Here is a 17,969-nt window from a genome sequence, read left to right as displayed (position 1 = left end):
AGCCGGTCGGCGGCCTTCTCCAGGGCGTCGGGCGGGGCGGTGAGCAGGCCCACCCGGTCCAGGAGCGCGAGCAGCGGGGTGAGCAGCGCCCACAGCACGCCGGGGGCGGACCCGGCGAGGGGTTCGTCGTGGTCGTACGGCGCCGTCGCCATCGGTATGAACAGGCCGTGGGCGGCTTCGACGGCCTCGGCGAGCGGGGTGCGGGCCGGGGCCACGGCGACGACCGTGCAGCCGCGCCGGTAGGCCTGGTCCGCGAGCAGGGACAGGCTGGGCTCGGTGCCGTCCGGGGTGGCGATCAGCAGCAGGTCGACGGAGCCGGCCCAGCCGGGCAGCTCCCAGCGCAGGGCGCCGGCGGCCGGGGCCACACCAGTGGGTGCGAGCCGGGTGACGGGGCTGCCGGCGCCGGCGAGCGTGCCGAGCAGGTCGGCGGCGTGGGTGGCGGCGGCGCCCGGCCCGGCGATCAGGACGGCGCGCGGGCGGCCGTCGGGCTTGAGGTCGCCCACGCCGGCCTCGGCGGCGTTCCGGGCGGCGGTACGGATCCGGGCGCCGGCCTCGGCGGCACCCCGGAGCAGTCCGCGGTGGTCGGCCTCGGCGAGCCCTCCGGGATCGTCGAGCAGCGATTCGTCGAGCATGGGCGACAGCCTCCGATCGGGCTCCGAACGCCGGGTCGTCGGTTGTGGGGGCGGCGGGCCCCGTCCGTCCGGGGCGGCGGGCCTCCCCCGGACGGGTCCGTGCTACGCGGGGCGGCGGGCCTCGTCGACGAGCAGGACGGGGATGCCGTCGCGCACGGGGTACGCGAGGCCGCAGTCCTGGCCGGTGCAGATCAGCTCGGCGTCCTGCTCCTTGAGGGGGGCGTGGCAGGCCGGGCAGGCGAGGATCTCCAGGAGGCCGGCTTCGAGCGGCATGGGCATTCCCTTCGGGGCGGGCGGGCGTGTGTGCGGTCGTGCCTGGTCAGGGTACCGCCGGTGAGGGCGGCGTGGCGGGGCCGGGCCGGGCCGTCGGGTCACGCCCGGGACGGCCGGGAGCGGCCCCTGCGGCGCCTCAGCCGCGGATGACGGCCAGGGCCTCGTCCCTCACCCTGGCCATCGTGGCCTCGTCGCGGGCCTCGGCGTTCAGCCGCAGGAGCGGTTCGGTGTTGGAGGGGCGGACGTTGAACCACCAGTCGGCGGCGGTGACGGTGAGACCGTCGAGTTCGTCCAGGGTGACGTCGTCGCGGCCGGCGTACGCCGACCTGACGGCGGCGAGGCGGGCGGTCTGGTCGTCGACCGTGGAGTTGATCTCGCCGGAGCCGACGTAGCGGTCGTACTGGGCCACGAGCGACGACAGGGGACCGTCCTGGCCGCCCAGGGCCGCGAGGACGTGCAGGGCGGCCAGCATGCCCGTGTCGGCGTTCCAGAAGTCCTTGAAGTAGTAGTGCGCGGAGTGCTCGCCGCCGAAGATCGCGCCCGTCCGCGCCATCTCGGCCTTGATGAAGGAGTGGCCCACGCGCGTGCGTGCGGGTGTGCCGCCGCTCTCTCTCACTACTTCGGGGACCGACCAGGAGGTGATGAGGTTGTGGATGATCACGCCCTTGCCGCCGTTCCTGGCCAGCTCGCGGGCGGCGACCAGCGCGGTGACCGCGGACGGGGAGACCGGCTCGCCGCGCTCGTCGACGACGAAGCAGCGGTCGGCGTCGCCGTCGAAGGCGAGGCCGATGTCGGCACCCTCGGCGCGGACCCGGCCGCGCAGGTCGACGAGGTTGGCCGGGTCCAGCGGGTTGGCCTCGTGGTTGGGGAAGGTGCCGTCCAGTTCGAAGTACATCGGCACGAGGTCGACGGGCAGCCCGGCGAGGACCGTCGGGACGGTGTGGCCGCCCATGCCGTTGCCCGCGTCGACGACGACCTTCAGGGGGCGGTTGGAGGTCAGGTCGACGAGGGAGCGCAGGTGTGCCGCGTAGTCGTCCAGCGTGTCGCGTCGCGAGATCGTTCCCGGCTGTTCCGCGGGGTCCGGGGCGCCCGACTCCTGCCATTTCCCGACCAGTTCGCGGATCTCCGCCAGGCCCGAGTCCTGGCCGACGGGAGCGGCGCCCGCGCGGCACATCTTGATGCCGTTGTACTGGGCGGGGTTGTGGGAGGCGGTGAACATCGCGCCCGGCAGGCCCAGGGCGCCCGAGGCGTAGTACAGCTGGTCCGTGGAGCACAGCCCGATCTCGGTGACCTCCACGCCGCGCCGCGCCGCGCCGCGCGCGAAGGCCCGGGCCAGGCCGGGCGAGGAGGGCCGCATGTCGTGCCCGGTCACGAGGGCGCTCGCGCCGGTCACCTGGGCGAAGGCCGCCCCGAAGAGTTCGGCCAGTGACTCGTCCCACTGGTCCGGGACCACTCCGCGTACGTCGTACGCCTTCACGATCTGCGACAGATCAGCAGCCACGGCCAACCCTTCTGGAGTCCTATCGGTCACCACAAGCTACCGGTGCCCGCTGACCGTGGTGGCGTCAGGGACCGAGCACGCGGCGTGGACGCAAGCGCTTGCGCGGGTACGGCGACGGGTGAGGGGCGAAGACCCGGTGGCAGAAGCCCGCCGCCGTCCGGCGATCAGTTGTCCGGCGAGCGGAGCACGCGCAGGTGGCCGCGGCGCGCGACCTCCATCGGGTCCGCCGTGCGCGGGCCGCCGCCCCCGGCCTCGGCCGCCCGCTTCTGGGGCCTGGCCGCCTCGCGCACGGCATTGGCAAGCGCTTCCAGATCGTCACCACTGGGCCGTGCGGGAGCCGAGCCGTCGAGGAGGCGGACGACCTCCCAGCCGCGGGGGGCGGTGAGGCGCTCGGAGTGCTCGGCGCACAGGTCGTAGCAGTGGGGTTCGGCGTAGGTGGCGAGCGGGCCGAGGACAGCGGTGGAGTCGGCGTAGACGTACGTCAGCGTCGCTACGGCGGGACGGCCGCAAGCGGTGCGCGAACAGCGACGTACAGGGCTCACGATGTTGGACGGTACCGCACTCTTGAGCGGGCCGCGACGACTCTCCATCAGGTCACTCCACCGTGTCGCGGGGTGAAACGCCCGGCACATACCTTCTGTCACACTTCGCTGACCTGCGCGAACACCCCTGTCGAAATTTCGAACAACTCTGGATCCGGTCACGACTGCGCACAAACACCGTCAATTGTCTTGAGATCGACGGTCTTGGAGAGATACGGAATCGAGCCCAATCTTGGCTGGAATGGTCACCTGACGACAGGCCGTCGAGGCCGGGCACGCGCGGGCGCCGGGGACTACCCTTCAGCAGTGATGGACAACCGTGTACCGCCCCGTGCCACCGGCCCCGGGCCTCGACGACGTGATCGCCACGGCCGCGGCATGCGCGGTCCGATCGCACCGCCGCAGGTGCCACTCGCGGCGAGCCGTGCAGAAGTGTTCGCGGACCTGGTGCAGGACTCCGTGGACCGCCTGGAGCGGCGGTGGCCGCAACTGGCCGACATCGACTTCCTCGTGCTGGAGGTGCCGCGGCTGGACCGGCCGGGGCAGCCCTGGAACGACGAGGCGGTGCCGCTCGGAGGCACGATCGCCTCGCACGACGGGCGACGCGCGCGCGTGGTGGTCTACCGGCGGCCGGTGGAGATCCGCACCAAGGGGCGCGACGAGCGGGCCGCCCTGGTGCACGAGATCGTCGTCGAGCAGGTGGCCGAGCTGCTGGGACTGACCCCGGAGACGGTGGACCCCCGGTACGGCGAGGACTGAGCCCGGGGCGCCGTCCGGAACGTCGTCCGGGGCGCCCGCCTCACTTCTGCAGCACGGACAGGTCCTGCTCAGCCCGCGGCACCGCCACGGTCCCCCGGTCGTCCGGCAGCGTCTGGACCGTGAAGGCGGGGACGCCCGCGCGCGTCGCCTCGAGGGTCCGCGCCCCGTAGACCGGGCCGCCGGACAGGCGCTCCACCGTCAGGGCGTACGTCCCTTTCAGGCCGGACGGCACCGGCGGGTCGATGTCCTGGGTGCTGCCCGCCTTGATCGTGTAGGTCTTCGACTCCGGTGCGCCGCCTCCGCTGCCCGCCGAGGCGGTGACCTTGACCTGCGCGGTGGCCGTGGGAGCGGTCAGCGAGAGCGTCGAACTCTTGGCGCTGTTGCCGACCGAGGTCGCGCGCGTCTCGAGCGGGCTCGTCGCCGGGATGAACGCCGTCTCCTGCTTGTCGCCCTTGCCCCGGACGACCCGCAGCGCCGCGACCACGGGCACCGACTGCGAGGTCGGCGTGAGCACCAGTGAGCCCGCCTCCCCGCGCGTGATCTCACCGAGGTCGACGGCGGTCGTCATCCTGCCCTTGAGGTGGACCGTCTCGTGCCCGGCGGGCGTGATCAGCCCGGACGGCGAGGCCAGCCGCACCTTCAGGTCGGCGTCGGAGTCCCCCGGCGTGAAGGCGACCAGCCGTACGGACGTGGCGTCCTTGGGGATGCCCGGCAGCACCAGGCTGTCCGCCGGGTCGGCGGACGCCGTCAGCCAGTCGCCGCCCAGTTTGTCGTCGAGGGCCTGCACGGCCGCGCCGACCCGGCCGCTGCGCACGCTCACGTGCACGGTGAGGTCCTCCTGCGGGGCGTCGGCGAGCGTGGACAGCAGGACCGGCTCGCTGGAGTGCGGCGCAACGGTGATGCCCTCACCGACGGCCGACTTCACGACGCCGTCCTCGCCGTACAGCTCGATGTCGACGACGGCCGCGGAGTCGTCGGGGTTGGTCAGGTGGACGTAGTCGGAGCGGCCGGCGGCCGTGCTCGCGCCCGGGAACCAGAACTGGGTGTCCGGGGCGGTGCAGTTGACGCCCAGCAGACCGCGGCCGGCGCCCACGGCGACCTCGGTGGTCTGCTGCATCGTCCAGCCGGGCGCGAACTTGCCCTCGGCCGTGCCGATCAGCGCGGGAGCGTCCGCGCCCGAGGTGTCACCGGTGGCGGGGGTGCCGGGCTCCTTGGGCTCCAGGACGGGTTTGACGGCCTCCTTCTTGCCGCCGCCACCGTCCTTGTCCTTGTCCTCTTCCTTGCCCTTGTCCTCTTCCTCGTCCCTGCCCTCGCCCTTGCCCTTGTCCTTGTCCTTGGAGCCGTCCTCCCCGTTGTCGGCGTCCGTCGCCGACTGACCGGTGGCGGGAAGGAGTTGGGCCTTGCCCGTGCTGCCCGCGCCCTGGGTCACGGGTGTGAAGGACGTGTACGAGGTGTCGGCGATGTCGGAACTGCTCGGCGTCGGGCAGACCAGGGTCGTGCGCTCGACGGGCAGTTGGGCGGCCGCCTTGGCGGGGCCGGCGCCCGAGGCGTCCGGCGTGTTCAACGCGGCGAATCCGGTGACGGCGGCGAGCGCGGTCACGCCGGCGATCAGGGACAGGGTCGTGCGGTTCACTGCTGGCTCCCGTCGGGGCGCTCACTGCCGTTGCCGTGCGGATGGTGGTGGGCCGGGTCGTACGGCTCCTCGTACCCCTGGTGGTACGCCTGGCCGTACGGCGCCGAGGGGGCCTGGCCGCCGTACGCGTACGGGTCGTACTGGCCGCTGTGGTACGGGTCGGCCTGGTACGCCTGGTCGTAGGCGCCCGCGGGGTACTGCTGAGGCTGAGCGCCCTGGTAGTGCTCGCCGCCGTGGGCGCCGTACTCGGCTCCGGCCTCCGCGTACGCGGTGGTGTCCCACTCGCCGTCGGCTCCGGCCTCCGCGTACGCGGTGGTGTCCCACTCGCCGTAGGACTGCTGGTGCGGGACGGCGGCGGGGGCCTCCTCCTGAGAAGGAGGAGGCATGGTGTCCGGCCCCTCCGGCCCCTCCGGCCCCTGCTCGAAGTCCTCCCGCTCCTCCTGGCCGGCCTCCTCGGCCTCCGCCTGGGCGCGCAGCCGGCGGGCCCGGCGGCCCTCCCCGGCGACGGGCTGGACGGGGACGAGCTCCTCCTCGGGCAGGTCGTCGTCGATGTCGCGACGCCGGCCGGGCAGGGCGAGCACGACGAGGACGGTGGCGAGCGCGCCCTGGGCCCACAGCCAGGCCGTGTGGCCGATCGGGTCGTCGAAGGTCACGTCCAGCTTCCCGCCGGAGGCGGGGAGCCTGAAGCCCTGGGCCCAGCCGTCCACCGTCGTGCGGGCGAGCGGCTTTCCGTCCAGGGTGGCCGTCCAGCCCTCGTCGGCCGAGTCGGCCAGGCGCAGCACACGGCCCTCGGCCCCGGACGGGATCGTGGTGTGGATCTCGACCGGTCCGGCGGCGACCGGCTGGGCGGCGCCGGAGCCGGAGGCGGACACGATGGCTGCGCGCGACACCTCCTGGTTCACCCGCCACAGGGCGCTGCCGTCCTGCTGGCTGAGCCGGATCAGACCGGGCGTGGCGTCCAGGACGCGGCTGATCTCGCGGGGCGCGCCCTTGTGGACGAGGACGTAGCGCACGGCGAAGCCGCCGAGGTGGTCGGCCTGGTCGGCGCCGGAGCCGGCGACGAGGTTGGCGACGACCTTGTCGAGCGTGCTGTTCCCGCCGCTCGCCGCGACCAGTTCGGCATCGCCCATGCGGGCGCCGGAGCCGCGGACGAGCATGTAGCCGACGTGGCCGGGCGAGTCGCTGTCGAGGACCAGGGTGCGGGCCCGGTCGCGGGTGCTGCTCTCCTCGGCGACGAACGCGGGCACCTGCACGGGGTCGCGCCGCTGAACGGGGCCGTCGGCGCCACGGATCATCCAGCCGGCGACGATCAGCAGGGGGCCCGCGGCCGAGGCGAAGGCGATCAGCGCGGCGACCGGCTGGCGCCAGCCGAAGCTCTGCTCGGCCACGCGCGCGCGTGCCCCGTCGGCACCGAGCACGGCGGCAGCCAGGAGCGCGAGACCGTAGACGAGGGTGGCCGGGCCGGCCCAGGGCGAGCCGTTGGACAGCACCGCGAAGACGAGCGCCACCAGGGCGGCCGTCCAGGCCGTCCAGATCGCGAACTGGCGCTCGGCGCGCAGCAGCGCGGCCAGCGCGGCCAGGACGATGCCGATGAGCATCAGCCCGTGCACCGTGCCGGGGCCGCCCGGACCGGCGCCGAGCAGGTCGAGGGCGGAGGCGGCCGGGGAGCCGTACTCCAGCCCGGCCTCCTGGAAGAAGCCGAACGGCAGCAGCGTCAGCGACCAGGGGGCGAGGACCAGCAGGGGGGTGCCCAACTGGGCCAGGAAGCGCGGTGCGTACGCCACGATGTCGTCGCGGCGCACGGCCAGCACGCCGAGGCCGAGAAGGAGCGCGATGGGCCACACGATGGGCGTGAACGCGGTGGTGACGGTCAGCAGCAGGGCGTACGCCCAGGTGGCGCGCCAACTGCCGCGGGCACCGGAGTCGTTGGCCAGGCCGCCGGCCGCGATGCCCGCGCGGGCGATGAGCGGCAGCAGCACGGCCAGGACCGCGGTGCCGAGGCGGCCGCCGGCCAGCGCGCCGGTGGTCGCGGGCAGGAAGGCGTAGACGACGGCCGCCCAGGCGCGCAGCAGGCTCGAGGGGACGAGCGGGCGGGAGGCGAAGTACGCCGTGAACCCGGCCAGCGGCACCGAGGCGACCAGCAGGACGGTGACCGCGAGGCCGGCCGAACCCAGCAGCAGGGAGGCCAGCATCGCGACCATCGCCAGGTACGGCGGCGCGGACGGGGTGCCGCCGACGCCGACCGGGTGCCAGGAGTCGAGGTAGCGCGACCACAGCTCGGAGGAGTCGGCCGGGGCGGGCAGCAGGGCGCCGCCCGCGAGCGCGCCGCCGCCGAGCAGGCCGCGGCAGGCGGCCAGGGAGACGATCAGCAGTACCAGGAAGAGCACCGGGCCGGGTTTGCGGGCGATGCGCTTGAGGCGGGCGAACTGCTCGACCTCCAGGTAGTCGGCGTCCTCGCCGCCGGGCCCGGACTCGACCGCGCCGTGCCGGCCGGCCGAGGAGCCCTCGGGGTCGGAGCGGCCGACGAGGTTGCTCGCGACCTGTTCGACCGTGACGCGGACGGTGGCGCCCGGCGGCGGGAACAGCGGCCGCATCTCGCCCTTGTCGACCTGTGGCTTCCCGCGTCTGCGCCGGCCGGCGACGATCCGCTCGGGCCGCAGGAGTGTGCCCACCAGGCCGCGGATCTCGTCGACGGCCTGTCCCGGCACCTTGCCGACGAGATAGGCGAGAGTCCGCAGCAGGGTGCCGAGCACGAGCCTCAGCAGCACCCAGGGCAGCACCGCCGTACGGGCGTTGACGAGCAGGGTGTAGACGGCGCCGGCCTTGTCCACCTTGTGCGGGGACGCGGCGGTGCGGCCGACGCAGTCGACGGTGCGGCGCTCGCGGGAGGCGGCTTCGGCGTGTCGTACGACGGCGTCGGGGGCGATCAGGACGCGGTGGCCGGCGGCGTTGGCGCGCCAGCACAGGTCGACGTCGTCGCGCATCAGGGGCAGCCTGCGGTCGAACCCGCCCAGTTCCTCGAAGATGTCACGCCGGATCAGCATTCCGGCGGTGGACACCGACAGCACGGGCCGTACGTGGTCGTGCTGGCCCTGGTCCTGCTCACGGCGGTCCAGGCCGGTCCAACGACGGCCGGAGTTGGCGATGCTGACGCCCACTTCGAGCAGCTGCCTGCGGTCGTACCAGCCGCGCAGTTTGGGGCCGACGATCGCCACGTCGTCGCGGCCGAGTTCGTACTCGTTGTCGACGACCCTCAGCAGCTGGGCCAAGGCGTCGGGTTCGGGAGCGCAGTCGTCGTGCAGCAGCCACAGCCACTGCACCGGCTCCCCGTGCGGCAGCTCGGGCAGGTCGTAGGCGTCGTCGCGCCATGTGCGCGTGGCGGGGTCCCAGCCGCTGGGGCGCCTGAGGTACGGCAGGTCGTCCGGGGTGAGGTACGGGGCGGCGTGGACGGCCTCCTCGACGGCCTGGCCGAAACCGGTGCGCCGGGCCAGGTGCAGCACACGGTCGGCGCCGAGGGCGTCGGTGACCACCTGCGCGGAGCCGTCCGCGCTGCCGGTGTCGGCCGCCACGGCATACTGCGCGGGGCGCTCCTGGCCGAGCAGGCCGGCGAGCGCGTCGGGCAGCCAGCGGGCGCCGTCGTGGGAGACGAGCACGGCGGTGACGACGTGCCGCGGATACTCCGGCGCGCGGCTCGAGTCGGGCGCCGTCGCGCGCGCGGGGTCGGACGGCGCTGCGGCAGCGACGTCGTAGTGGGCTGCCGTATGGCTGTGCACGGACATCGAGATACGGCCCCGGTTCGGTGGACTGCGGTGAACGCCCGTGCCCGCTGGGGGCAGGGGGCGTCTCGGACGAGCGACCACACTATCGGCTGGCCAGGACTGCGGCCCGCCGCCTGTGGATAACCCACCTGCGACGGGCCGTTCGTGACGTTTGTGCGGGATGCGCGCGGGGCGTGCGGTCAGACGGCCGCCTTCTTCAGCCGGCGCCGCTCACGCTCGGACAGGCCGCCCCAGATGCCGAAACGCTCGTCGTTGGCGAGGGCGTACTCGAGGCACTCGGAGCGGACCTCGCAGGCGAGGCAGACCTTCTTGGCCTCGCGGGTGGAGCCGCCCTTCTCGGGGAAGAAGGACTCGGGGTCGGTCTGGGCGCACAGCGCGCGCTCCTGCCAGCCGAGTTCCTCGTCCGCGTCGTCGACCAGCAGTTGCTGCACCAGCTCGGTCATGTGCGCCCCTCGTCTGTCTTTCGCGTCCCCGTGATGCAGCCGTTACCTGTCCCGGCTGAACGACACGAGTGAAATTACAAGTGTGCTGCTCCGGGCGAGTCAAGCCGAGATCTGCTATTGGGCCCCTTATTCACTCTCCGGAACCAAGCCCCTCCAGAAAGTGTTCAAATCAGCATAAACCCAGACACACAGCCGAGGCCCCGAGGGCATCGCACCCCTGTACGGAGCCCGCACGAGGAAGGATGTCCAGGACTTCGATCTCGTTCCGACACGCACACCGAAGCGGACCGGATCACGGTCGGATCACGGGATCGCAACGGCGCTTGCGCGCCCGGCATGTGCGCCATGTGTCCCGGTCGGCCCATGAGCAAACCTTTCGCCTGCGAGATGAACCGGATGAGGTGAAACATGTCCCACATTCCGGGCGTCGAGTTGACAGTGATGGTGTGAACCGCTGTCCTGGTGGGCATGCTCGCGAACTCGGCACTCACCACGACCCGCACCGTCGGGTCCCTCGGTGCTGCCCGCGCTCGCTGTAGCTGTTGCTGTTCCGGCTGTTGAGCCCCACACGCGTACGCGTGCTCCAGCCGTCGTCCGAGCCCCTCCGCGCTCGGCGCCCGTTCCCTCCGCCCTTCCTTCACCGAGGACCCCCACCTCATGAACAGCGACAGCGACCTTCAGATCGCCGGCGACATCCTCGAAGTCCCGCACCTGCTCCGGGCCCCGCGCGAACACCCGGCCACCGTGGCCGAGTTCGTCGGCCTGGCCCGCTCCATCGCCGCCGACCGCGCCCACTGGGAGCACCTCGTCCGCTACGACGCCACGACCCGCTGGTACCACCGGCTGCGCACCGGACCGGGCTACGAGGTGTGGCTGCTGTCCTGGGTACCCGGGCAGGGCAGCGGACTGCACGGCCACGGCCCCTCCTCCGGCGTCCTCACAGTCCTGGACGGCGAACTGACCGAGCGCACCGAGCACGGCACGCGCGTGTTGGGGGCCGGCACGGTGGGGGTCCCCCCGCTCGAGCGAGGCCGGGAGTGGGGGAGGGTGTTCGCGCCGGGGTACACGCACGAGGTCGTCAACGACACGCTGGAGCCGGCGGTCAGCCTGCACGTGTACTTCCCCGGCCTGACCGAGATGCCCATGCACTCCGCCCGGTGCGCCGGGGCCGCCCGCGACCCGCTGCGCTCCGTCAGCGCCTGAGGTCCGCCCGGAGCCGTGCCCGGACGAGCGTGTGCCGCGGCAGTGACCGTGCGCCGCGTTGCCGTACCCGCCTGCGGGACTCGGTCCACCCGTCACCCGACCACCACCCCTCAATGAGTCGGCCTCGCGGCTGACACACTGTTCCCATGCGCATTGTGGTTCTGGCAGGCGGCATCGGTGGTGCCCGGTTCCTGCGCGGTCTGAAGCGGGCCGTGCCGGACGCGGACGTCACGGTCATCGGCAACACCGGCGACGACATCCACCTCTACGGGCTGAAGGTCTGCCCGGACCTGGACACGGTGATGTACACGCTCGGCGGCGGCATCAACGAGGAGCAGGGCTGGGGCAGGGCCGACGAGACCTTCCACCTCAAGGAGGAGCTCGCGGCGTACGGCGTCGGACCGGGCTGGTTCGGCCTCGGCGACCGGGACTTCGCCACGCACATCGTGCGCACCCAGATGATCGGCGCCGGATATCCGCTGAGCGCGGTCACCGAAGCGCTGTGCGACCGGTGGAAGCCGGGGGTGCGGCTCATCCCCATGACCGACGACCGCGTGGAGACGCACGTCGCCGTCGAGCTGGACGGTGAGCGCAAGGCGGTGCACTTCCAGGAGTACTGGGTGCGGCTGCGGGCGTCGGTGCCGGCCGAGGCGGTCGTGCCGGTCGGCGCGGAACAGGCGAAGCCGGCGCCCGGGGTGCTGGAGGCGATCGCCGAGGCGGACGTGATCCTCTTCCCGCCGTCCAATCCCGTCGTCTCCGTCGGCACGATCCTCGCGGTGCCCGGCATCCGGGAGGCCATCGCCGACGCCGGGGTACCGGTGATCGGCCTGTCCCCCATCGTCGGCGACGCGCCCGTGCGCGGCATGGCCGACAAGGTCCTCGCCGCGGTCGGTGTGGAGTCCACGGCCGCGGCGGTGGCCGAGCACTACGGCTCGGGGCTGCTGGACGGCTGGCTCGTCGACACCGTCGACGCGGCCTCGGTGGAACGCGTCGAGGCGGCCGGCATCCGGTGCCGGGCGGTGCCGCTGATGATGACCGACGCCGACGCCACCGCCCGGATGGCGCGGGAGGCGCTGGCGCTGGCCGAGGAGGTGCGGGGGGCGTGAGCGGCACGACGACGCGTGCGTGGGCGGACGCGTCCGCCCCGGAGTTCCGGGTCTGGGCGGTGGCCGGGATCCCCGAGGTGCAGCAGGGCGACGACCTGGCGAAGCTGATCGCCGCCGCGGAGCCCGCTCTGGCCGACGGGGACGTGCTCCTCGTCACCTCGAAGATCGTCTCCAAGGCGGAGGGCCGGATCGTCGAGGCGGCCGACCGGGAGGCCGCGATCGACGCGGAGACCGTACGCGTCGTGGCCCGGCGCGGACCGCTGCGGATCGTGGAGAACCGGCAGGGGCTGGTCATGGCCGCCGCCGGGGTCGACGCCTCCAACACCCCTTCCGGCACGGTGCTGTTGCTGCCCGAGGACCCGGACGCGTCCGCGCGCGCCATCCGGGACGGCCTGCGCGACGCCCTCGGGGTCACGGTCGGGGTGCTCGTCACCGACACCTTCGGGCGGCCCTGGCGCACCGGGCTCACGGACGTCGCCATCGGCGCCGCGGGCGTACGCGCGCTGGACGATCTGCGCGGTGGCACGGACGCACACGGCAATCCGCTCAGCGCCACCGTCGTCGCGACCGCCGACGAACTCGCCGCCGCGGGCGACCTGGTCAAGGGCAAGGCCGCCGGGCTGCCCGTCGCCGTGGTGCGCGGGCTGGGGCACGTGGTGACCGAGGAGCACGGGGAGGGAGCACGGGCCATGGTGCGGGACGCGCACGACGACATGTTCCGGCTCGGGACCTCCGAGGCCGTACGGGAGGCGGTGACCCAGCGGCGTACCGTACGGTCCTTCACCGACGAGCCGGTCGACCCGGGCGCGGTACGGCGCGCGGTGGCCGCGGCGGTGACCGCGCCCGCGCCGCACCACACCACGCCGTGGCGGTTCGTGCTGCTGGAGTCGGCGGAGTCGCGGACGCGCCTGCTGGACGCGATGCGGGACGCCTGGATCACCGACCTGCGGCGGGACGGCAGGAGCGAGGAGTCGATCGCCAAGCGGATCCGGCGCGGTGACGTCCTGCGCAACGCGCCCTGCCTGGTGGTGCCGTGCCTCGTCATGGACGGCTCGCACGTGTACGGAGACGAGCGGCGGGACGGTGCCGAGCGGGAGATGTTCGTGGTCGCCGCCGGGGCCGGGGTGCAGAACTTCCTGGTCGCGCTGGCCGGGGAGCGGCTCGGCTCGGCGTGGGTGTCCTCGACGATGTTCTGCCGGGACGTGGTGCGCGAGGTGCTGGGACTGCCGGAGGACTGGGACCCGATGGGAGCGGTCGCGGTCGGGCATCCGGCCGGGCCGCCGAAGCCGCGGCCGGAGCGGGACGCGGGGGCGTTCGTGGTCTCGCTGTGACCGCTTCGTCCGCCTGACCGCCTAGGCTCGTAGAGCTTCTTCGGTACCTTCGGCCCTCTGGAGCCCCTTCGTGGCAGGACGCTTCGCTCCGCGGCCCACCCTCCCCCACAGCCTTGACGGCGTGGGAGGTGCCCCCATGCCCGTGCGCGGTGGGCAGGTCGGCACGCCCGGGGGCGCGTCCGCGGGTGTGCCGCGGCAGGCCGCCGTGCCGGGACGGGTGCGGACGTGGGCGCCGGACGGACCGCTGGACCTGGGGCTGGTGCTCGGGCCGCTGCGGCGGGGGCCGGGTGATCCCGCGTTCCGGGCGATGCCCGACGGCTCGGTGTGGCGGGCCGGCCGGACGCCGCTCGGGCCCGGGACGCTGCGGGTGTCCGCGCGCGACGGGCAGGTGCGCGGGGAGGCGTGGGGGCCGGGGGCCGAGTGGCTGCTGGAGCAGCTGCCCGAGTTGCTCGGGGCCGCCGACGACCCGTCCTTGTTCACGCCGCGACACCGGCTGCTGGCGCTGACGCGGCACCGGCGGCCGGGATTGCGGCTGACGCGGACCGGGCTGGTGCTGGAGTCGTTGATCCCGTCGATCCTGGAACAGAAGGTGACGACGGTCGAGGCGTACGCCGCGTGGCGGGTGCTCGTACGGAAGTACGGGGAACCCGCACCGGGGCCCGCGCCCGGGCGGATGTACGTCATGCCGGCGCCGCGGACCTGGGCGCTGATTCCGTCGTGGGAGTGGCACCGGGCCGGGGTCGACGACAAGCGGGCGTCGACGGTGCTGCGGGCGGTGCGGGTCGCCGCGCGGCTGGAGGAGGCGGTGCGAATGCCTCCGGCGGTGGCGCGGGAACGGCTGGAACTGGTGTCCGGGATCGGGCCGTGGACGTCGGCGGAGACCGTGCAGCGCAGTCATGGGGCGGCGGATGCGGTGACGGTCGGGGACCTGCATCTGCCGGGGATCGTGGGATTCGCGCTGGCGGGGAACCGGGAGGCCGATGACGCGGAGATGCTGCGTCTGCTCGAGCCGTACGCGGGGCAGCGGCATCGGGCCGCTCGGCTGATTCTGTTGAGCGGGCGGGTGCCGGGCCGGCGGGGGCCGCGGATGCCGAGAGGGGATATCGGGCGGCTTTGAGGCGGGCGGCGGTCGAGGTGTGTGGCTGGGGCGGCTGACCGGGGTCGGCGGGTTGCCCCGGGCTGCGGCCGAGCGGGGGTGGGCGCAGCCACGGCGGCACGACTGCCCGCGGTCGCCTACCGGTCCGAGGAGAATCTCACCGCGCCCGCCGGGATGTGGGCGTCGCACCAGACTCTCGCGCCCTCCCTCAGTTCGTTGTCGGCGCCCACCACCGCGCCGTCGCCGATGACGGTGCCGGTGAGGACGGAGCGGGTGCCGACGCGGGCGTGGGTGCCGATGAGGGAGTCGGTGATGACGGCGCCGGGCTCTATGACGGCGCCGGGCAGGATCGTACTGCCGAAGACCCGCGCGCCCTCGGCGACGAACGCGCCCTCGCCGACCACCGTGCCGCCGGTCAGCTTGGCGTCGGGGGCGACGACGGCCGTGGGCAGGACCAGGCGGTCGCCGCAGCGGCCGGGGACCGCCGGGGAGGGGGCGCGGCCGAGGACCAGGTCGGCGGAGCCGCGGACGAAGGCGGCGGGGGTGCCGAGGTCCAGCCAGTAGGTGGAGTCGACCATGCCCTGCAGATGGGCGCCCGCCGCCAGCAGGCCGGGGAAGGTCTCGCGCTCCACCGACACCGGGCGATCCTGCGGGATGGTGTCGATGACCGAGCGGCGGAAGACGTACGCCCCCGCGTTGATCTGGTCGGTGACGATCTCCTCGGGGGTCTGCGGCTTCTCCAGGAAGGCCAGGACGCGGCCCGTGCCGTCCGTCGGGACCAGGCCGTAGGCACGGGGGTCCGTCACCTTCGTCAGGTGCAGGGAGACGTCCGCGCCCGTCTCCTCGTGCGTGCGCACCAGCGCCCCGATGTCCAGCCCGGTGAGGATGTCGCCGTTGAAGACCAGGACCGGCTCGTCGGGGCCGGAGCGCAGGCGCGGGGCGACGTTGCGGAGGGCACCGCCCGTGCCCAGGGGCTCCTCCTCCGTGGCGTACTCGAGGTGGAGTCCGAGTGAGGAGCCGTCGCCGAAGTACGGCTCGAAGACCTCGGCCAGATAGGAGGTGGCGAGCACGATGTGCTCGACGCCCGCCGCCTTCGCCCGCGCCAGCTGGTGCGTGAGGAACGGCACGCCCGCCGCCCGCACCATGGGCTTGGGGGTGTGCACCGTGAGCGGGCGCAGCCGGGTGCCCTTGCCGCCGACCAGAAGGATCGCTTCTGTCACCTGTCGTCTCTGCTTCCTGCCGGGACCGGCCGATCAGTCCTCGGCCGGCCAGTGTATGCAGACGCGCTCGTGCAGCCTCGTGGGCCTCTGTCCGATCCGTCCGGCCCCCCCTCAGCGGCCCTGGTAGCGCGCCGCCGACGAGCGGGCCGCGCCGAGCTTGCCGTAGAGCCGCAGGCCGGGGCAGTCGGTCGAGAAGCCGTCCCGGTGGCCGGAGATCACGTTCAGGCGTACGCTCTTTCCTTTTTGGTAGAGGTTGCCACCGCCGGACGTCAGGTATGTCTTTCCGCGTGGATTCATCCCGTACAGACCGAGCTTCCACGCCGTCAGCCGCGCCACGGCCGTGACGGCGGCAGCGGACGGCTCGGACTTGCCGTAGGAGCCGATGACGGCGATCCCCGCGCTGTTGGTGTTGAACCCCAGGGTGTGGGCGCCCAGCACCGCCCTCGCCGCACCACCGGCGCGGCCCTCGTAGAGGTTGCCGCACTTGTCGGCGAGGAAGTTGTAGCCGATGTCGCGCCAGCCCATGCTCTTGACGTGGTAGCGGTAGATGCCGCGGATGACCGACGGGGCCTGCGCGCAGCTGTAGTTGTTGCCCGAGGAGGTGTGGTGGACGAACGCCGCCCTGACCTCCTTGGAATAGACGACCCCCCGGCCGCGCAACGACTCGTCCGCGCCCCAGCCGCGGCGCGTGACGATGCGCGGGCGCGGACCGATGTACGGCTTGGCGCGTTGGCGTCCCGCCAGTTCGCCGTCGCGCGGGGAGAGTTCGCCGCCGCGCAGGGCGAGCAGCTCGCGCTCGGTGTCCTCGTGGTCGAGCGCGGGGATCTCGGTGGCGCCGAGCGGGGCGAGCGGGGCGTTGGCCGCGGAGGCCGCGGCGGCTTCCTCGCTCAGCTCGCCGGTGCGCGAGGCGTCGGCCCGAGGCCCCTGCGGCGGGGGCTCGTCGCCCGGGTCGACGAGTTCGAGGCGCAGGCTGGAGGGCAGCGTGACCGACGGGCCGGCGACGGCACCCCCGCCGCGGTCCCCGGTGTCCACGCGCACGCGTACGTCGACGCCGTCGGACTCACCCACCCACAGCGGTGCGGTGGCGCCGTGCACGAGCCCGGAGGTGCGCTCGGCCGTGCCGGGGTCGGCTCCGTGGTCGGCGTTGTGGGTGTCGATGTCCTGCCAGTCGGACCAGGTGCCGGTGGCGGTGGCGCGCGTACGGATCCGGACGCTGCCGTGCAGCTCGGTGTCCGGGTCGTCCCAGATGAGACCGACCAGCGAGAAGTGGTGGACGTCCGTGCGGCGCAGGCCCTGTCCGAGGGCGGCGCCACGGGCACGGTCGCGGGTGAGCGGGAGGAGGGGCAGGGACTGGGTGCTGCCGGGGACGGCCGACGGCCCGGTGGCCGACGCCGGTCCCGTCATGGCCGCGGCGGCGGGAAGACCCGGCGCGAGGGCGAGGGCGGCCGTGCAGGTGACACCGATCGAGGACGCCAGAAATCCATATCGACGCATGCCCCTGATCTTGGACATAATCACACAATTCTGTCCATTGAGGAATTGACGGGCCGTCGGCCACCATTGGGCCGAACCGGTGGCGCACCCCTCCCCCCGCACATGGCCCCGCCGCACGGTGCGCGGGCGCGGCGCCGCGTACGCTTGCGCGGGTGAACGCCACCGAACGCACCCCCGCCGACCTGCTGCGTTCCGCGCTCGCCGCGGACCCCGGACGCCCACTGGTGACCTTCTACGACGACGCCACGGGCGAACGCGTCGAACTGTCCGTGGCCACCTTCGCCAATTGGGTGGCCAAGACCGCGAATCTCCTCCAGGGGGACCTCGCCGCCGAACCCGGCGACCGGGTCGCGCTGCTGCTGCCGGCGCACTGGCAGACGGCGGTGTGGCTGCTGGCGTGCGCGTCGGTGGGCGCGGTCGCGGACCTCGGCGGGAATCCGGGGGCCGCGGACGTCGTGGTCAGCGGCCCGGACACGCTGGACGCGGCGCGGGCCTGCTCCGGGGAGCGGGTGGCGCTGGCGCTGCGGCCGCTGGGCGGGCGGTTCCCGCAGCCGCCGGAGGGCTTCGCGGACTACGCCGTCGAGGTGCCGGGGCAGGGCGACATGTTCGCACCCTTCGCGCCGGTCGACCCGGACGAGCCGGCCCTGATCGTGGCCGGGGCCGAGTACTCGGCGGCGGAGGTCGTGGAACGCGCCCGCGCCGACGCCCCCGCCCTGGACCTGACGGGCCCCGGCTCCCGGCTGCTGTCCGCGCTGCCGTACGACACCTGGGAGGGCCTCAGCTCGGGCCTGTACGCCCCCCTCGCCGTCGGCGCCTCCGTCGTCCTGTGCCGCAACCTCGACCACCTCTCCGAGGACGCACTCGCCAAGCGCATCGAATCGGAACGGGTCACGGCGACGGCGAGGTGATACGGCGGAAGCACCGCGGGATTCGGGAACAAACGGCGCCAATTCACCT

At 73.6% G+C, this 17,969-nt stretch carries 14 protein-coding genes and 1 pseudogene; 6 read left to right on the top strand and 9 right to left on the bottom strand.

What is annotated here, in order from left to right:
• From RH94_RS44310 to RH94_RS23480, 4 genes and pseudogenes are all read right to left on the bottom strand, one after another.
• Positions 1-632: pseudogene (locus RH94_RS44310) on the bottom strand (SIS domain-containing protein); the annotation flags it as partial.
• 102 nt (positions 633-734) lie between these two features.
• A complete protein-coding gene (locus tag RH94_RS23490; RefSeq protein WP_020940431.1) occupies positions 735-905 on the bottom strand; it encodes a Trm112 family protein in 171 nt (56 codons plus the stop codon).
• 136 nt (positions 906-1,041) lie between these two features.
• Entirely contained in the window at positions 1,042-2,406 is a 1,365-nt protein-coding gene (locus tag RH94_RS23485; RefSeq protein WP_073949690.1) for a phosphomannomutase/phosphoglucomutase, read from the bottom strand.
• Between the two features lie 164 nt (positions 2,407-2,570).
• Positions 2,571-2,996, bottom strand: a complete 426-nt coding sequence (locus tag RH94_RS23480) for a DUF3499 domain-containing protein (RefSeq protein WP_073949633.1) — start codon at positions 2,994-2,996, stop codon at positions 2,571-2,573.
• Between the two features lie 261 nt (positions 2,997-3,257).
• Between RH94_RS23480 and RH94_RS23475 the strand changes: the two genes are divergently transcribed.
• A complete protein-coding gene (locus RH94_RS23475; protein ID WP_073949631.1) occupies positions 3,258-3,707 on the top strand; it encodes a metallopeptidase family protein in 450 nt (149 codons plus the stop codon).
• 40 nt (positions 3,708-3,747) lie between these two features.
• On the opposite strand, the gene RH94_RS23470 is transcribed toward RH94_RS23475, so the two are convergent.
• From RH94_RS23470 to RH94_RS23460, 3 genes are all read right to left on the bottom strand, one after another.
• The gene (locus RH94_RS23470) at positions 3,748-5,340 is read right to left on the bottom strand and encodes a DUF5719 family protein (RefSeq protein WP_073949629.1); all 1,593 of its coding nucleotides are present in this window, start codon (positions 5,338-5,340) and stop codon (positions 3,748-3,750) included.
• Entirely contained in the window at positions 5,337-9,119 is a 3,783-nt protein-coding gene (locus RH94_RS23465) for a glycosyltransferase family 2 protein (RefSeq protein WP_073949627.1), read from the bottom strand. The genes RH94_RS23470 and RH94_RS23465 overlap by 4 nt, the downstream gene beginning before the upstream one ends.
• A gap of 179 nt (positions 9,120-9,298) precedes the next feature.
• Positions 9,299-9,562 (bottom strand): WhiB family transcriptional regulator, encoded by a 264-nt coding sequence (locus RH94_RS23460; RefSeq protein WP_003975777.1) that lies wholly within the window; start codon positions 9,560-9,562, stop codon positions 9,299-9,301.
• 657 nt (positions 9,563-10,219) lie between these two features.
• On the opposite strand from RH94_RS23460, the gene RH94_RS23450 reads away from it, so the two are divergent.
• The 4 genes from RH94_RS23450 (at position 10,220) to RH94_RS23435 (ending at position 14,319) form a co-directional block, all read left to right on the top strand.
• Complete coding sequence (locus RH94_RS23450) at positions 10,220-10,765, top strand: cysteine dioxygenase (protein ID WP_073949625.1); 546 nt, start codon at positions 10,220-10,222, stop codon at positions 10,763-10,765.
• Positions 10,766-10,911: 146 nt separating this feature from the next.
• A complete protein-coding gene (gene cofD / locus RH94_RS23445; protein WP_073949623.1) occupies positions 10,912-11,871 on the top strand; it encodes a 2-phospho-L-lactate transferase in 960 nt (319 codons plus the stop codon).
• Positions 11,868-13,202, top strand: a complete 1,335-nt coding sequence (locus RH94_RS23440; RefSeq protein WP_073949621.1) for a coenzyme F420-0:L-glutamate ligase — start codon at positions 11,868-11,870, stop codon at positions 13,200-13,202. The genes cofD and RH94_RS23440 overlap by 4 nt, the downstream gene beginning before the upstream one ends.
• Before the next feature lie 70 nt (positions 13,203-13,272).
• Complete coding sequence (locus tag RH94_RS23435; RefSeq protein ID WP_407697344.1) at positions 13,273-14,319, top strand: DNA-3-methyladenine glycosylase family protein; 1,047 nt, start codon at positions 13,273-13,275, stop codon at positions 14,317-14,319.
• A 116-nt stretch (positions 14,320-14,435) separates the two neighbouring features.
• Here RH94_RS23435 and manB read toward each other — a convergent pair whose 3' ends face one another.
• Together manB and RH94_RS23425 are read right to left on the bottom strand one after the other, a co-directional pair.
• Positions 14,436-15,518: a mannose-1-phosphate guanylyltransferase gene (manB, locus tag RH94_RS23430; RefSeq protein ID WP_073949617.1), complete on the bottom strand. Its 1,083-nt coding sequence runs from the start codon at positions 15,516-15,518 to the stop codon at positions 14,436-14,438.
• A gap of 111 nt (positions 15,519-15,629) precedes the next feature.
• Complete coding sequence (locus RH94_RS23425; protein ID WP_073949615.1) at positions 15,630-17,030, bottom strand: peptidoglycan recognition protein family protein; 1,401 nt, start codon at positions 17,028-17,030, stop codon at positions 15,630-15,632.
• A gap of 134 nt (positions 17,031-17,164) precedes the next feature.
• Here RH94_RS23425 and RH94_RS23420 point away from each other — a divergent pair, with 134 nt between their 5' ends.
• The gene (locus RH94_RS23420) at positions 17,165-17,920 is read left to right on the top strand and encodes a TIGR03089 family protein (protein WP_073949614.1); all 756 of its coding nucleotides are present in this window, start codon (positions 17,165-17,167) and stop codon (positions 17,918-17,920) included.
• Positions 17,921-17,969 lie beyond the last annotated feature (49 nt).

Source organism: Streptomyces kebangsaanensis, from assembly GCF_001906585.1.
GTDB lineage: Bacteria > Actinomycetota > Actinomycetes > Streptomycetales > Streptomycetaceae > Streptomyces > Streptomyces kebangsaanensis.
This window is presented reverse-complemented; position numbering and strand designations above follow the sequence as displayed.

Bases quoted from the DNA above. Each gene is read 5' to 3' on its own strand.
- RH94_RS23490 (WP_020940431.1), bottom strand. From the start codon at position 905: ATGCCGCTCGAAGCCGGCCTCCTGGAGATCCTCGCCTGCCCGGCCTGC.
- RH94_RS23480 (WP_073949633.1), bottom strand. From the start codon at position 2,996: ATGGAGAGTCGTCGCGGCCCGCTCAAGAGTGCGGTACCGTCCAACATC.
- RH94_RS23475 (WP_073949631.1), top strand. From the start codon at position 3,258: ATGGACAACCGTGTACCGCCCCGTGCCACCGGCCCCGGGCCTCGACGA.
- RH94_RS23465 (WP_073949627.1), bottom strand. From the start codon at position 9,119: ATGTCCGTGCACAGCCATACGGCAGCCCACTACGACGTCGCTGCCGCA.
- RH94_RS23460 (WP_003975777.1), bottom strand. From the start codon at position 9,562: ATGACCGAGCTGGTGCAGCAACTGCTGGTCGACGACGCGGACGAGGAA.
- RH94_RS23450 (WP_073949625.1), top strand. From the start codon at position 10,220: ATGAACAGCGACAGCGACCTTCAGATCGCCGGCGACATCCTCGAAGTC.
- cofD (WP_073949623.1), top strand. From the start codon at position 10,912: ATGCGCATTGTGGTTCTGGCAGGCGGCATCGGTGGTGCCCGGTTCCTG.
- RH94_RS23425 (WP_073949615.1), bottom strand. From the start codon at position 17,030: ATGTCCAAGATCAGGGGCATGCGTCGATATGGATTTCTGGCGTCCTCG.